Here is a 13,308-nt window from a genome sequence, read left to right on the forward strand (position 1 = left end):
GCCCGGCTCCTGCCCGCTGCTCGAGAACATTGCCGAGGACACAACGAAAATTTCCCAGGAGTTCTGGCTGCCGACAGGGATGACCATAGAGTTTTTGATCCCGAAGTCGCAGCAGGTCATGCAGTTCCAAGCGCTCCCGGCCATGAAGGAGTAAGCAGCAACACCGCTGTCCAAGGCAAGAGGAGGAGCCGCCAGACCGCAACGGGCATCAACAAAAATGGGCCCCCGCAGGGGGCCCAGAAAGGAGATTTGTACACATTCAGAGGCCCAACAAGCCCCTGCACAGGGAAAACACGTGCCCGAGGTGGGACTCGAACTGCCTTCCAGCCCTTGCGAACACTGGACTCCCCCGGAAACATGCCGAATCCGGCCCGATCCGACCCCGGTACGGCCCGATCCGACACCCAAAATGTGCACAATGTACACACCCCCGAAAACAGCCAGTTCAACTCATTTCGGCCACGAGCGGCGCCCACATCACAGGGGCGCGGCACTTCTTTGTGCTGACAAAATTCTTCTCCCTTGAAATCGGGATCATCACCATGATCACGGGGGGATTTGTCGGGGCGGAGACGGGTAATCCCTGTCAGGCGACTACTGGGACTAACTGGGTGCTTGCGACAGCCTTCAGGGTGAACCCCTCGGTTTCTGCCCGGTCGCGGGTGATGCCCGTGCCGGCGGCGAGTAGTTTGCGGGCGGCCATATGGTCCGCGGGCGCGTTGACCGATTCCACAGCCGTGAGGACGCCGTCCCTGAAGCAGAGGACGGAGAACTTAGCTGCCGCCTGATCACCCAGGACCAGCGTGTCGTCATCGGGTCGTGCGATCCCAGCCATCTGCAGCCGGTATGGGCCCTGTGTGGACCAGAACCAAGGCAGCTCCGTGTACGGGTGGTTAGCCCCTAGGACCGTGCGGGCGGCATGACGGGCCTGATCGGTGGCATTCTGGACCGACTCCAGACGCAGACGGACCTGGGCGTGTGCGCTGGGGAAACTGGCGCAGTCGCCGACCGCCAGAACGGCAGGGTCAGCTGTGCGCAGCGTTTCATCGACAACGATGCCGTTGCTGGTTTCGAGGCCGGCGTCCGAGGCCAGGGTGTCGTTGGGCTGAACGCCGATGCCCACGAGGACCAGATCAGCAGGATAGGAAGCCCCTGTGGTGGACACTGCGGCTCCGACGCGGCCATCCGCGCCGGGCTCGAAGCGGTCAATGCCTTCGCCGAGGCGCAGGTCGACGCCTTGTGAACGGTGGGCGGCTGCGAACCACTCACCCATGACGGGGGTCAGTGCACGTCCCATCGGGCGAGGCGCGAATTCCAGTACGGTCACGCCGCATCCGTGGGCCAGGGCGGCGGCGGCGAATTCCAGTCCGATGAATCCGGCACCGATGATGACGATATTGCGGGCGGTGGGCAGCGCCGTGTGCAGCGCTTCTGCATCTGTCAGGGTTTTCAGTCCATGGATGCCGGACAGGGATGCGCCCGGGCAGCTCAGCATCCTGTTTCGGGCACCGGTCGCGAAAACGAGGTGGTCGTAATCGAGTGAACCTTTGGTGAGCTTGACCTTCCGTTCCGCCCGGTCGATAGCGAGTGCCTGGGCGCCTTCATGGAGTGTGACGTTCTTGTCCACGAAAAAGGAAGCTCCGCGCAGCGGCAAGGGAGCTGGCTCCTGGCCCGGGGCCAGGTAGTCCTTGGACAGCGGCGGGCGCTGATAGGGCAGTCCGGATTCCTCGGCGATCACATGGATCTCGCCCCCGTACCCCTCGGTCCGCAATGTATCGGCGACCTGTAGGCCGGCCTGTCCGCCGCCAATGATGACAACGCTCATGTCATTGCCCCGCTTCTAGAGTTGGCCGGCAGGGATGTCGACGACAATCCCTGTGAGTTCTGCGTCGATTTTGATCTGGCAGCCCAGCCGTGAGCTGTCCATCCGCTCCGCGGTGGTGCAGTCGAGCATTTCGTCTTCGTCGTCGCTGATCTCGGGCAACGCCTCGGCATATTCCGGCCGCACGTAGACGTGGCATGTGGCGCACATGGCCTGCCCTCCGCATTCGCCGATGATGCCGTCAATGCCGTTGCTGACGGCGGCGCGCATCAGTGTTGTGCCTTCCTCGACCTGGAGGGTTTGCTGGGTGCCGTTTGGCTGGGTGTAGGTGACGGTGGGCATCGTTGCTCCTTGTATTCGGGGGTGCTCTTAGTTCCAGGTGACGGGAAGGCTGGTCAGGCCGCGGAAGACCCAGCCGTCCCAGCTCTCATTCCGCCGCTCGTCTACACGAAGCCCTGGGAAGCGCTTGTAGGCCATCGGTACGGCAATCTGACCGATGGAGGTCTTTGCGGCCCAGTGCCCGGCGCAGAGGTGGACGCCGCTGCCGAAAGCGAGGTGGGGGCGCTTTGGCCGGTGGATATCAAAGTCTGCTGCAGAGGCGCCGAAGTGGGCGGCGTCGTGGTTGGCGGATGCAACGACCACGCCGATCCCGGCGCCGGCGGGGATCCGGACCCCTTCGAGGACGGTTTCCCGGGTCGTTTGGCGCGGGTACATGCCGATCGGTGATTGCCACCTGACGGCTTCGTCAAACACGGACGCCCACAACGAGGGGTCGGCGAGGACCTGCGCCCGCTGTTCGTGGTGGCTGCTGAGGACCCAGACCATGTTGGTGACCATGTGTTGGGGCTCGTTCAATCCGCCGGAGATGGTCAGCTTGACATTCGCTGCAACGTTGGATGTTGGCAGCCCGCTGTTTGCGAACGCGGACACCATCGAGGCATCCGGATTCTGCCGGTAGTAGGGGATCAGTTCCTTGAGTAAAGCATCGGCCTCCGCGGTCGAAGCGTCACACCGGTCCCAGATCGACTGATCGTCCAGGACGTTGCCCATGCCCGCGATGAAGTCGTGGGACCAGCGGCGGACCTGCTCCACTGATACGTCCTTCAGCCCCAGCAGGTCGATGAGGTTCTGCGAGGCCACAGGGGCGGCATAGTCCCGGTTCAGGTCCGCCTCCTCTGGGCCAAGCTCGGCGACATTCTCAAGGTAGGTTTCGGCGTTGCGCTCAAAGACCGGGCCCCAGACTTCCTTGATGGACTTGGGACGAAGCACAGGATTTACCGGTGCCCGGTCTACTGAATGCTCCGGATCATCCTTGCGCAGCATCGGCTGGGCACCGATGGCCCGGGTCATCGTGGCGCCGGAAACGTTGGCGGTGAAGATCTCCTGATCCTGTTCCACCGTGTGGCAGCCGGCGTAGTTGGTGACGAGGAACTTGTTAACCTGCGGAACCCAGGCGACCGGCGACTCTGCCCGCAGCCGGGCATAGGTCGGGTAGGGATCCGATGCAAGTTCGGCCACGTCAACCCAGTCAGCCACGACGTAGTCGGCGGCGTCCTGCGAAGCGGTGGTGCGAGCTTGATCGCTGCAGCCGGGCACCGAGGCCGCGTCATCGCTTCGGGTCTCCGAGTTCCCGTGGTAGGGGCACTGTGCGGCTTGTGTCGTCATTGTTGTCTTACTCCTACTGGCACGTCGTTGTGTAGCCGGTCCTACTGGCACTTCCTTGTGTAATCAGTGTCACAGGCAATCTTTCTCTAGTAAACTGCGAATATCAGTAGAAGTATTTCGATTCTTTAGGAGAAGTGATATTCGTGCCGAAATTCACGTTTCGTCAGCTCGAACTCTTCGCCGCACTGCCGGAACACACCACCCTGGGATCCGCGGCGCAACAGCTCCACATCTCCGAATCAGCGCTCTCGCATGCCATCAGCGAGCTGGAGGCAGCGTTGGGGGAACAACTGTGCATCCGGAGGAAGGCCCGGGGCATGCACCTGACGCCGACCGGGCGCCACTTCGCGAAGCGGGCCGGGGAACTGCTTCGCGAGGCCAGCGCACTGGCAGACGGATTGGGTGAGATCCGCGGCGAGCTGAAGGGGCCGATGTCGCTGGGCTGCTATACGGGCCTGGCAAGCAACGTCCTTCCCGCCGTGCTTGAAGGCATGGCAAGCCTGCACCCCAAAGTCGAAATCAGCATCACGGTAGGAGACCACGCCGACCTGTTGCCGGCACTTGAAGATGGAACCCTGGACACGGCCATCGTCTACGACATTAGCTTGCCAGCGGACGTGGAGCGCAGGGTCATCTACAAGACCGAAGTCATGGCCGTTCTGGGGGCCAACGATTCACTTGCTGAAGAAGACGACGTGGATCTCGCTGATCTGGCGACCAAGCCACTCATCATGCTCAACACGGCCCCCAGCACGGAATATACGCAGTTGATGTTCGCTCAGCGTGGGCTCAAGCCAAACGTGGGTGCAGTAGTCCCGCAAATCGATCTTGTCCGGGCGATGGTCGGGCGGGGGCTCGGCTACAGCCTCTTGATGTCGCGGCCCAATCAAATCCCGGTTTCCAGCGAGGGCAAGGGACTCGTGACCCGGCACCTTCGCCCCCGCGCCGGCCAGACCTCCGTCGTTGCGGTCTGGCCAAAAGAAACGATGCTGACTGCCCGGGCACTGGCTGTCATCCAATATGCAGTCGAGGTCCTGGACGCCATTGAACCCGAATAGCGACCGCCGGGCGCAAGAAGACTCAAGACCGAGGGTCGGCGCCCGCCCCATTCCTGGACGGTTTCAGGGTGCGTTGCGTGCTGACTCTCGAGTGGACGCCTGGATAATGACCACGTAGTTCCGGAAGCAGGAACGCTCTCTTACCAGGCGGACCGCTCCCGGGATTCCCCGAACGGCACTTCTTCACTGAGTTCTAGGACGTACCGGCCTGCGTGATGGCGGGTGACCAAAATGCCGGCGGGCCGGCGGCTCAGAGCCACTTCGACGAGCGACGACTCAGCCTCGTTCAGTAACTTGTCGACAAGATTTGGGTCAGCAGTGGACACCTCGCGCCACCCTTCCGAATATTCCGGGAGAGAAGGGCTTTGATCGTGTACCGCGGATCTGGTCGGAGTCGGGTTGGGGAGTAACGTCAGATGGGACATAGTGTGACGCCATCCCCGCGCAGGAACAGCCTGCGGTCAGCCGTTCCGTTCTCGATCACCCAAATCAGATGCCCGCGATCTCCGACCGCGTCTACCCATCCGGCGTACTGGAGATCCCCCAGACACACCTCGACGCCGTCGCCTGGGCTCAGGTATTCCCATTGGTGGATGGGCCGCTGGGTGGGCCGTGGCTGAAGCGTGACTCCAGCATTCATCGCATACTCACTTTTTGTCCCTCCGGTTCCTTGTGAGTGGGTTGGATGCGGCGGCCGCACGTTTTGCACGTGCGGCCGCCGCAGGTGATGGAAAAGAAGCGTCAGATGATGGCGGCCTTCAGTTCTTTGGCGGCCAGGCTGGGATCCGCGGCTCCGTAGATTGAGCCGCCCGCTACGGCCACGTCCGCCCCTGCCCGCTGGACAGCGTTGATCGTCGAGAGGTTTACTCCTCCGGCTACTGAGAAGGGGATGCGCGCTTCTTCGCCGGCGGCCAGTAGCCCCTTGAGGTCATAGCCGGGCTGTGACTGCTCATCAAGGCCGGCGTGGAATTCCACGAACTTGGCGCCAAGGGCACGCGCTTCCTTGGCGCGGGAGACTTTATTGGATACCCCAATGAGGTCCACAACGATGCCTTTGCCGTGCGCGCGGGCGGCTTTCACGGCGCCGGCGATGGTCGAGTCGTCTGCACTGCCCAAGACTGATACCAGGTCGGCGCCGGCTTTGAAGGCGATGTCAGCCTCCAATTCTCCGGCGTCCATGGTCTTCATGTCAGCGAAAACGATCTTGTCGGGGTGGGCATTCTTGATGGCGGTGACAGCGGAGAGGCCTGCAGCCTTTATCAGGGGTGTTCCGAGTTCGATGATGTCCACGTATTCGGCTACTTTGGCGGCCAATTCGAGGGCGTCTTCGACGGTGAGGAGGTCCATTGCAACTTGGAGTTTCATGATCGGCTCTTTCTTTAGGAAATGTTGGGCAAAAGGAATTCAGGGGTGAGTTGTTGACGGGTGTTTCCGCTGCATCAGTCGTCGCCTCCGTCGTCGCCATCCTGAGTCCTGCTATTCGAGATTGGCGTGCCGGGTCCAGAGCTGTTCGGAAGAAATGCTGGTTTCCTCCCAGAGGGCTTGGAACACCGCTTCGGTGGCGAGGAATGGCACCTGTTCGAAGAGGCTTCCGGAATATTGCCGGGACGCACCCGATTGGTGGTCGCTTTTCTGCGGGGCCGGGATTACCACGAGCATGTCGGATACTGCAGCCAGTGGGGAGTTTGTGTTGGCAGTGAATGCGGCCACCTTTGCACCGGCCTTTGCCGCAGTTTCTGCCGCCTTCACCACGCTTGAGGTTGTTCCGGATCCAGAGGCCACCACCAGCAGATCCCCGGCGCGGATTGCAGGAGTGGTGGTGTCCCCTGCGATGTGGACCGTGAGGCCGAGATGCATCAGGCGCATAGCGGCCATCCTGAGAACCAGTCCACTGCGGCCTGCCCCTGCGACGAACACCCGGTTAACGGTGGTGAGATGGGTGGCCAGGTGAGCAAGTTCCTGTTCATTGATGCAGTCTGCCGTCTCTCCAACCTCGCCCCGGATCAGAGTGAAGCTGTGGCCGATGGCGCCCGCGGTTTTTTGACTGACAGGTGTTGCTGTTGGCATGGTTCCCAATGTCTCTCCTTTGACGGGGTGAGCCGTATTTAGCCAGCCGTTGAGTCGCTGGATGTTTTATCCTCGATACGTCCCGGCGCCCATCACCCATTACGGCGGGCCGAACCTGTCGGAAGCCGGTAGCGGCGCCGCCTACGGTGATATCGTCTGCCGTTCAAGGGCAAACCGGGCATATTCTTCCAACAGCACGGGATCATCCACCGACCCGAGATCCGCGACCGTTTCCAACCGCGCTCCTTGAAGAAGCCGCTTGATGGGGACTTCCAGCTTCTTTCCTGTGCGGGTATGCGGAATTCCGGACATGAAGACAATCTCGTCGGGCAGGTATCGGACGGAGAGGTTCTCACGGATTGATCTTGTGATCGCCTCTTGGGTCACGTCCGGGTTGGCGCCGTCGGCCAAATGGACGAACAGCGGCATGTAGTAGTCAGTGCCCAGTTCGGCACCGACCACCAGCGCCTCGGCGACTTCCGGCAGCGATTCGACCACCGTGTAGATGTCTGCCGAACCGAGCCGCAGCCCGTTGCGGTTGAGGGTCGAGTCGGAACGGCCGTGGATGAGGATGCCCCGGTGCGTGAACTCGATGTAGTCCCCGTGCCGCCACACCCCCGGATACATCGCGAAGTAGCTCTCGTGGTACCGGCTGCCGTCGTCTCCCCAGAAACTCAGCGGCATCGAGGGCATTGCCTTGGTCACCACCAGTTCGCCCTTTCCCCGGGTGGGATTGCCGGCTTCATCCCACGACTCCACGCGCACTCCGAGGGCCGGAGCCTGGATGTAACCGACATGGACCGGCAGTGTCGGAGATCCTCCCACGAAGATGGAGGCGATGTCGGTGCCACCACTCATCGAACTCAACCAGATGTCACCCACATTGCCGTAAACCCAGCGATAACCGTCGGCCGAAAGCGGCGATCCAGTGACCTGAAGGGATTTCAGGGCACCCAGGTCGTGGTCGCGCATCGGTAGCAGTGCGGCCTTCGCGCAGGAATGGACAAATCCAGCACCGACACCTAGGACCGCGACCTGCTCGGCAGCGGCAATCTGCCACACCCTGTCGATGGACGGGAAGGTGGGGTTTCCGTCGACGAGTACCGCCGTCGCCCCCACGCCCAGTGCGGAGACGAGTGCATTCCACAGCACCCAGCTCGTCGAGGCCACATTGAGATAGCGGTCCCCGGGCCCCAGGTCGGAGTGGATGAGGAGCATCTTCATTTCCTCAAGCAGCGCCCCGCCGTGGCCATGCACAATGCCCTTGGGAATGCCCGTTGTCCCGGAGGAGAATAGGACCCACAGGGGGTGGCTGAACTCGACGTCGTCAAAGACGAGCTCCGCCCATTCGGCCACGGCCTGTGCCCAGTCCACGGCCGGGGCCCTGGTTGGGACACTCGGGACGGAGGTATGCCGTCCCACCCAGATCACGTACTCGAGGGTGGGGAGCTGGGCGAAGATCTCCCCCAGCTCCGCGCGGCGGTCCCGGTCCTTCCCGCCAAGCATGTAGCCCGGGGCGGCGATGACGACCTTTGGACCGAGCTGGGCGAACCGCGAAACGATCGCACCCGGGCCGAACTCAGGGGCGCAGACGGACCAAATAGCACCGATAGTGGCAGTGGCGAGCAGCCCGACGACGGCTTCGGCAACATTCGGAAGGATTCCGACGACCCGGTCCCCGTGGCCCACCCCGCGGTCCCGAAGGTGCGCGGCGAGGGATGCCACCTCGCGCCTCAGCGCGTCCCAGGTGACCTCTTCGCGCGTCCCGTCCTCGGCGATGCCCACCAGCGCAATTCCTTCGTGGCCCTGCAGCAGGTGCCGGGCGAAATTGAGAGTGCGTCCCGGAAACCACCGCGTGTGCGGCATGGCGTCAGTGGTGCAGACCGGTCCTGCCGTACCGCCGAACTCGACTCCCGCAAACCGGGCAAAGAGTTCCCAGAACTGTTCCGGCTCATCCACCGACCACTGCCAGAGCTCGTCGTAGCCTGCACTGACATCAATGCCTTGCCGGCCCAGGAAGGCGGCGAATTGCCCGATGCCGGTCTCCGCGCTGCGTTCGAGGTCGGGCTCCCAGATCACTTCGCCGTCTGCGGCGTGGGCGTTGAGGATCATGCGCTCTCCAAGGGCCGGGAAGCTTCCCTGCGTCGCTCGGCGATCTGGGATGCTGTGAGGGGCTCGGTTCCGATCAACACAAAAAGGACCCGGGCCGTGCGGTCGGTGCGATTGGACCACGCGTGGCTGGTGGCGCGTTGCACGGCCACGTCGCCGGCGCGCATGGTTGCCTCACCCTCGTCGACCAGCAGCGTGATCTCGCCCTCGAGCACGACAGCGTAGTCCAGCGAGTCGGTGCGATGGAACCAGAAGTGCTTGGAGCCGCTGTGCTCGGCGCCTGCTTCGGCCTCGTCGTGCCCGTCGAGCTCGCTAAAGATCACCGAACCCGCCTCGTCCGGATAGACGGCGTCCGGCGGGAAGTCTGCAATGCGCAGGATCGTCTCGCCGGCAGCGGGGAAGCTGGGAATCTCGGCGTCGGCCGCGGCCGGGTCCGCGTCGGTGACGTGGTCGATGCGTCCGGCCGCGGTCAGCCAGGGCACGGTGGCACCGAATCCCGGAATCACTTCCGAGGACCAGTGGTTGGGCGCGGCACCGTCCGAGAGGATGATGGCGCGTCCCTGGTCGTCGTGCCCGGTGACGATGCGGCGTACTGGGGGGCGGGTCATCAGACCACCCATTCTTCGTGCGGGTAGGTGCGCGGCTCGGGCCACCAGGGAGCCTTCTGGCGTTCGGTGGAGATCGGTGTGCGCAACGTGCCGACGCCTTCGAGCTCGAGTTCAATGACGTCGCCGGGCTTCAGGAACTTTCCGATTTCAACGCCGGCGCCGAAGCCCATCGTGCCCGATCCAATGATGTCGCCCGGCTGCAGGCGGTCGGAGATCGAGACGTAGGCCAGCAGCTCTGCGGGGGTGTAGACAAAGTCCTCGACCTTGGTGTCGGAGAGCACCTCCCCGTTGACGCGGACCTGGCCGCGCAGTCCCTCGATGGAATCGATTTCGTCCATGGTGGTGACCCAGGGGCCAATGCCGTAGCCGAAGTCCTTGCACTTCTGCGGGCCCATGCCGATCGCCATTTCCGCGCCTTGGATATCGCGTGCGCTGAAGTCGTTGAAGACGGTGATGCCAAAGAGGTGGTCCAGCGCCGTGTCCGGGGTCAGGTCGCTTCCGGACTTGCCCACGACGTAGCCGACCTCGAGTTCCCAGTCGAGGGCTTCGGTGAAGTCGGGGTAGGGCAGAACCTGGTTGTGGCCATAGGACATGGCCGTAGTGCCCTTGAAATACCCCGGACGCTCGTAGATCGACCTTGCCGGCTGTGCCTTGGCGACAATGCGGTGGAAGTTCTGGATGTGCTGCTCGAAGGTCAGCCCGTCGCGAATGACCGGGGCGTCGACCGCCGCCCGCCACGAGACCTCATCGATGGCAAGCGAAGCGTCGTCGGCCGCGGCAAGCGCAGCGTGTGCGGCGTCCAGGAATACGGCGCCTCCGCCGATTCCCGCCGCCAGGCTTCCGGGAAGCACCGCCAGGGCGAGAGCCCGGGCGCGCTCGGGCTCGGCAGCCTTGCGCTGCAGCGTCAAGGCATAGGCGCGGGCAAGGTCAATAACCCGGCCCTGCTCCGGCTGGGCCGCGACGAGTCGAATCTGCTCGCCGTCGGGCGTGGGCACTGCTATACGTCCCAGTTTCATGGTTGCTCCTTTGGACATCAAACATACGATACGTACAGTATCGCATTGGGTTGGTGGGGTTGCAATAGACAAGTTCGTGGGGGTGACGCTCAGTTACCGACCGTGGCGGCCCGGGTGGCCCTCAGGAGTGGTTCGCCGTCGCAGAGCTCCTCCAGCCCGATGTCCGGCGGAAGCATGCCCAGGCTTCGACGGATCCCGGTCAGCAGTCCAAGTCCGCGCTGATCCACCGCAAGCGTGCGGGCGCGCGCGCCCCAGGCCGCCGTGGCCGCCGCCTGGTAGCCGCAGCGTTCAAGCAACTCGATTCCCTCCGCGTCGGTCATCGACTCTCCGGCCGCCACCCCGCGCACCAAAGCGCCCAGGTAGCGTTCCAGCTCTGCGGAAGCGAGAAGCTCGGCGCGGACCACCAGGCCTTGGCCCGGCAGTTCCGGCAGCAGGGCATTGACGTCCACCACGCGCCGCATCCAGGCCTTTTCGGCCAGTTTGTCGAACGGCGGCCCGAGCAGGGTCGCGTCCACTTGGCCGCCGAGCAGCGCGTCCAAGCGTTCGCGAACGCCGCCCACCACCACGTAGTCGACCTCGACGCCGGCGTCCCGTAGCAGGTGCTTGGCGATGAGCGCGAAACCGTTGTCGGGGGCGTCCACGGCGAACCGGCACCCGGCCAGGTCCGCGAGGGATTCCACGTCACCGCCTGCATGGATGCCCAGCTGCGTGGTCTGCTCGACCTGGGCAACCAGGCGCACGTCGGCGCCGGCCCGGGTCCATTCGAACAGGTTGTCGATAGCCGTGACCACCATGTCCTGCTCCCCGGCAAGCAGGGCCCGCAGCTGCTCCGCGCTCGAGGGCGTCCGGGTGGGCAGCACCTCAACACCGCGCAGAAATCCCAGCTCGGCCGCCAGCAGATAGGACACCGGCGGAACGAAGTGGCTTTGACGCAGGATCACGGGGCGGCCCCGCCGGCCGCGGCGACCGCGTCCGGGCGATCCACATACCAGGGAGGCAACTGCCCGCTAGGCCCACGGACCGTTGAACGCTGGATGCCGAGACCAGAGATTTCCGCCTCCATCACGTCGCCGTCCCTCAGGTAACGGCCCCAATGCGAACCGTTGCCCGCAGGCGAACCGGTGATGAGGACATCGCCGGGCAGCAGCACGGCCACCGAGGAGGCGTAGGCGATCAGGCTCGGGATGTCGAAGAGCAGGTCATCGGCCAAGGCATCCTGCATCAACGTGCCGTTGAGGCTCAAGCGGATGCGGAGCTTCGCAGGATCCGGGACGAACCGCTTCGGCACCACGTAGGGGCCGGTGGGGAAGAACGTCGGCTGGTTCTTGGCACGGAACCAGTCGGTGCCCATCATCGCGATGTCGTTGCGCGGTACGAGCGTGCGCGCCGTGATGTCGTTGACGATCGTATACCCGGCCACGTAGTCGAAAGCGTCTTCGGCCGCGACCCGGTGCGCCCTGCGGCCGATGACCACGCCAAGCTCCAGTTCCCAGTCGACGTTTCCGCCGACATCCGGCAACTTCACGTCATCGTAGGCGCCGCAGACCGCCGAGGGGATCCCGGTCCAGACGTAGGGGTCGCCCGTCCGGCCGCGCTCGTCGATTTCGGCTGCGGCGTCGGCGGCCAGTTGCGCCGCATCGGCGCCTTCCTTGCCGAGCTTGTGGGCCACACTCATCTGCAGGACGTGCTCACGGTAGTTCGCCCCCGCGGCGATGATGGTGCCCACCGGCTGCACCGGCGGCAGCACCCGCAGCCCGTCGAGCGGGCGTGCGCCCGCCGCTGCCGGGGCGATGGCCTCGAGGGCGTCCAGGTGCGCATCCCAGTCAGCGAACAGGTCCCCGATCCGCCCGATTCCCGGCACCACTGTGCGCAGGTCAACGACGTCGTCGCCGAAGACCACACCGGGAAACTCCTCCCCGCCGTCCTCGAAAGTGCCCAGCATGAATCCGTTCACGCGTGCCTCTTCCATGAATCCTCCATTAGTCATTGTCTGCTGCCGCTATACCGGTGGGGCCACGTACAGGCCCTTGTCGCGGTCGTTGAACATTTCGCGGGCGATGAATTCGTCCATGTCGCCGCCGGTTCCCCATTGGTCGGAGGTCTCGGGGTCGCGCGTGTCAAAGATGCTTGGATGCCAGGTATCCTCATCCACCGAATCCAGCTCGGTGGTGTATTCCATGGTGTTCCCGTTGGGATCGTGGAAGTAGGTGAAGGTGTTGTCCCCGGCCTTGTGGCGGCCAGGGCCCCAGATTTTCTTGAACCCGGACCGCAGCAGCTTGCCGCTTCCGCGCATGTACTCGTCGATGCCGCGCAGCTCGAAGGACGCGTGCTGCAGCGAGGCATGCGGACCGCGGGAGATCGCTATGGAGTGGTGTTGTGCATTGCAGCGCATGAAGTAGAAGAGGTCGCCCATGTGCGGGTGGTTCAGGGTGTCGGAGAGACGGAAGCCCAGATGCTGTTCATACCAGGCGCGCATCTTTTCCGGTTCCGGGGAGTTGAGCACCACGTGGGAGAGCCGCACCGGGATCGCCTCGCGTTCCTCGATCTTGCGGTGCTTGCGCACCTCAACATCGGAGGAGACCTCGATGGTGCGTCCCTCCAAGTCGAAGAAGCGGAAGCCGTATCCCCCACCGAGGGTCTTGACGTCATCGGGTTCGCCAATGAGCTTCACGCCCTTGGCAATGAGGTCCGAGGCGAGCTGGTCCACCGAGGCCTTGTCCGCCGCGCCGAACGCGACCATGTCAAGGCGCTTCTCCTCGGCCTCGCGCACGCGGACCGAATACTGTTCCGGGGATCCCTCGGCGGCGAAGTAGGTCACGCCGCCGTCGTTCTCCATTTCGGTGAGGCCCCAGTGGTTCTTGTAGAACTCAACCTGCTTCTGGTAGTCGGGCACCGCGATGTCGAAGTGCCTCAGGTGTGTGATGGGGCTGAATGCCATGATGGTCTCCTGTGTTCTGTCCGTT

General features: G+C 63.8%; 12 protein-coding genes. 1 reads left to right on the plus strand and 11 read right to left on the minus strand.

Annotated elements, in window-relative coordinates:
* Positions 1-586: 586 nt before the first annotated feature.
* From AC1DGD_RS21650 to AC1DGD_RS21660, 3 genes are read right to left on the minus strand one after another with little or no spacing between them, the layout of a single operon-like run.
* Positions 587-1,825, minus strand: coding sequence for an NAD(P)/FAD-dependent oxidoreductase (locus AC1DGD_RS21650; RefSeq protein WP_476858213.1), 1,239 nt, complete (start codon positions 1,823-1,825; stop codon positions 587-589).
* Positions 1,826-1,840: 15 nt separating this feature from the next.
* Positions 1,841-2,164 carry a 2Fe-2S iron-sulfur cluster-binding protein gene (locus tag AC1DGD_RS21655; protein WP_476858214.1) on the minus strand — a complete coding sequence of 108 codons (324 nt, stop codon included), beginning with the start codon at positions 2,162-2,164 and terminating at the stop codon, positions 1,841-1,843.
* Between the two features lie 27 nt (positions 2,165-2,191).
* Entirely contained in the window at positions 2,192-3,487 is a 1,296-nt protein-coding gene (locus AC1DGD_RS21660) for a cytochrome P450 (protein ID WP_476858215.1), read from the minus strand.
* 143 nt (positions 3,488-3,630) lie between these two features.
* Between AC1DGD_RS21660 and AC1DGD_RS21665 the strand changes: the two genes are divergently transcribed.
* Positions 3,631-4,545, plus strand: a complete 915-nt coding sequence (locus AC1DGD_RS21665) for a LysR substrate-binding domain-containing protein (RefSeq protein WP_230009662.1) — start codon at positions 3,631-3,633, stop codon at positions 4,543-4,545.
* A 741-nt stretch (positions 4,546-5,286) separates the two neighbouring features.
* On the opposite strand, the gene hxlA is transcribed toward AC1DGD_RS21665, so the two are convergent.
* The 8 genes from hxlA to AC1DGD_RS21705 form a co-directional block, all read right to left on the minus strand.
* Entirely contained in the window at positions 5,287-5,910 is a 624-nt protein-coding gene (gene hxlA, locus AC1DGD_RS21670; protein WP_459384524.1) for a 3-hexulose-6-phosphate synthase, read from the minus strand.
* Between the two features lie 111 nt (positions 5,911-6,021).
* Complete coding sequence (hxlB, locus tag AC1DGD_RS21675; RefSeq protein WP_476858216.1) at positions 6,022-6,612, minus strand: 6-phospho-3-hexuloisomerase; 591 nt, start codon at positions 6,610-6,612, stop codon at positions 6,022-6,024.
* A 141-nt stretch (positions 6,613-6,753) separates the two neighbouring features.
* Positions 6,754-8,724, minus strand: a complete 1,971-nt coding sequence (locus tag AC1DGD_RS21680; protein ID WP_476858217.1) for an acetoacetate--CoA ligase — start codon at positions 8,722-8,724, stop codon at positions 6,754-6,756.
* The gene (locus AC1DGD_RS21685; protein ID WP_476858218.1) at positions 8,721-9,329 is read right to left on the minus strand and encodes a cupin domain-containing protein; all 609 of its coding nucleotides are present in this window, start codon (positions 9,327-9,329) and stop codon (positions 8,721-8,723) included. The genes AC1DGD_RS21680 and AC1DGD_RS21685 overlap by 4 nt, the downstream gene beginning before the upstream one ends.
* Positions 9,329-10,345 (minus strand): fumarylacetoacetate hydrolase family protein, encoded by a 1,017-nt coding sequence (locus AC1DGD_RS21690; RefSeq protein ID WP_476858219.1) that lies wholly within the window; start codon positions 10,343-10,345, stop codon positions 9,329-9,331. The genes AC1DGD_RS21685 and AC1DGD_RS21690 overlap by 1 nt, the downstream gene beginning before the upstream one ends.
* Before the next feature lie 89 nt (positions 10,346-10,434).
* Complete coding sequence (locus AC1DGD_RS21695) at positions 10,435-11,286, minus strand: ABC transporter substrate-binding protein (protein WP_476858220.1); 852 nt, start codon at positions 11,284-11,286, stop codon at positions 10,435-10,437.
* Positions 11,283-12,314, minus strand: coding sequence for a fumarylacetoacetate hydrolase family protein (locus AC1DGD_RS21700; protein ID WP_476858221.1), 1,032 nt, complete (start codon positions 12,312-12,314; stop codon positions 11,283-11,285). The genes AC1DGD_RS21695 and AC1DGD_RS21700 overlap by 4 nt, the downstream gene beginning before the upstream one ends.
* Positions 12,315-12,344: 30 nt before the next feature.
* Entirely contained in the window at positions 12,345-13,283 is a 939-nt protein-coding gene (locus AC1DGD_RS21705; RefSeq protein ID WP_364744927.1) for a VOC family protein, read from the minus strand.
* Positions 13,284-13,308: the final 25 nt, after the last annotated feature.

The sequence above is a fragment of the Arthrobacter sp. 05T45 genome (genome assembly GCF_056395875.1).

What these genes read in the sequence shown, in the direction of transcription:
- AC1DGD_RS21690 (WP_476858219.1), bottom strand. Translation starts at nt 10,345, where the DNA reads ATGAAACTGGGACGTATAGCAGTGCCCACGCCCGACGGCGAGCAGATT.
- AC1DGD_RS21705 (WP_364744927.1), bottom strand. Translation starts at nt 13,283, where the DNA reads ATGGCATTCAGCCCCATCACACACCTGAGGCACTTCGACATCGCGGTG.
- hxlA (WP_459384524.1), bottom strand. Translation starts at nt 5,910, where the DNA reads ATGAAACTCCAAGTTGCAATGGACCTCCTCACCGTCGAAGACGCCCTC.
- AC1DGD_RS21680 (WP_476858217.1), bottom strand. Translation starts at nt 8,724, where the DNA reads ATGATCCTCAACGCCCACGCCGCAGACGGCGAAGTGATCTGGGAGCCC.
- hxlB (WP_476858216.1), bottom strand. Translation starts at nt 6,612, where the DNA reads ATGCCAACAGCAACACCTGTCAGTCAAAAAACCGCGGGCGCCATCGGC.
- AC1DGD_RS21660 (WP_476858215.1), bottom strand. Translation starts at nt 3,487, where the DNA reads ATGACGACACAAGCCGCACAGTGCCCCTACCACGGGAACTCGGAGACC.
- AC1DGD_RS21655 (WP_476858214.1), bottom strand. Translation starts at nt 2,164, where the DNA reads ATGCCCACCGTCACCTACACCCAGCCAAACGGCACCCAGCAAACCCTC.
- AC1DGD_RS21685 (WP_476858218.1), bottom strand. Translation starts at nt 9,329, where the DNA reads ATGACCCGCCCCCCAGTACGCCGCATCGTCACCGGGCACGACGACCAG.
- AC1DGD_RS21700 (WP_476858221.1), bottom strand. Translation starts at nt 12,314, where the DNA reads ATGGAAGAGGCACGCGTGAACGGATTCATGCTGGGCACTTTCGAGGAC.
- AC1DGD_RS21650 (WP_476858213.1), bottom strand. Translation starts at nt 1,825, where the DNA reads ATGAGCGTTGTCATCATTGGCGGCGGACAGGCCGGCCTACAGGTCGCC.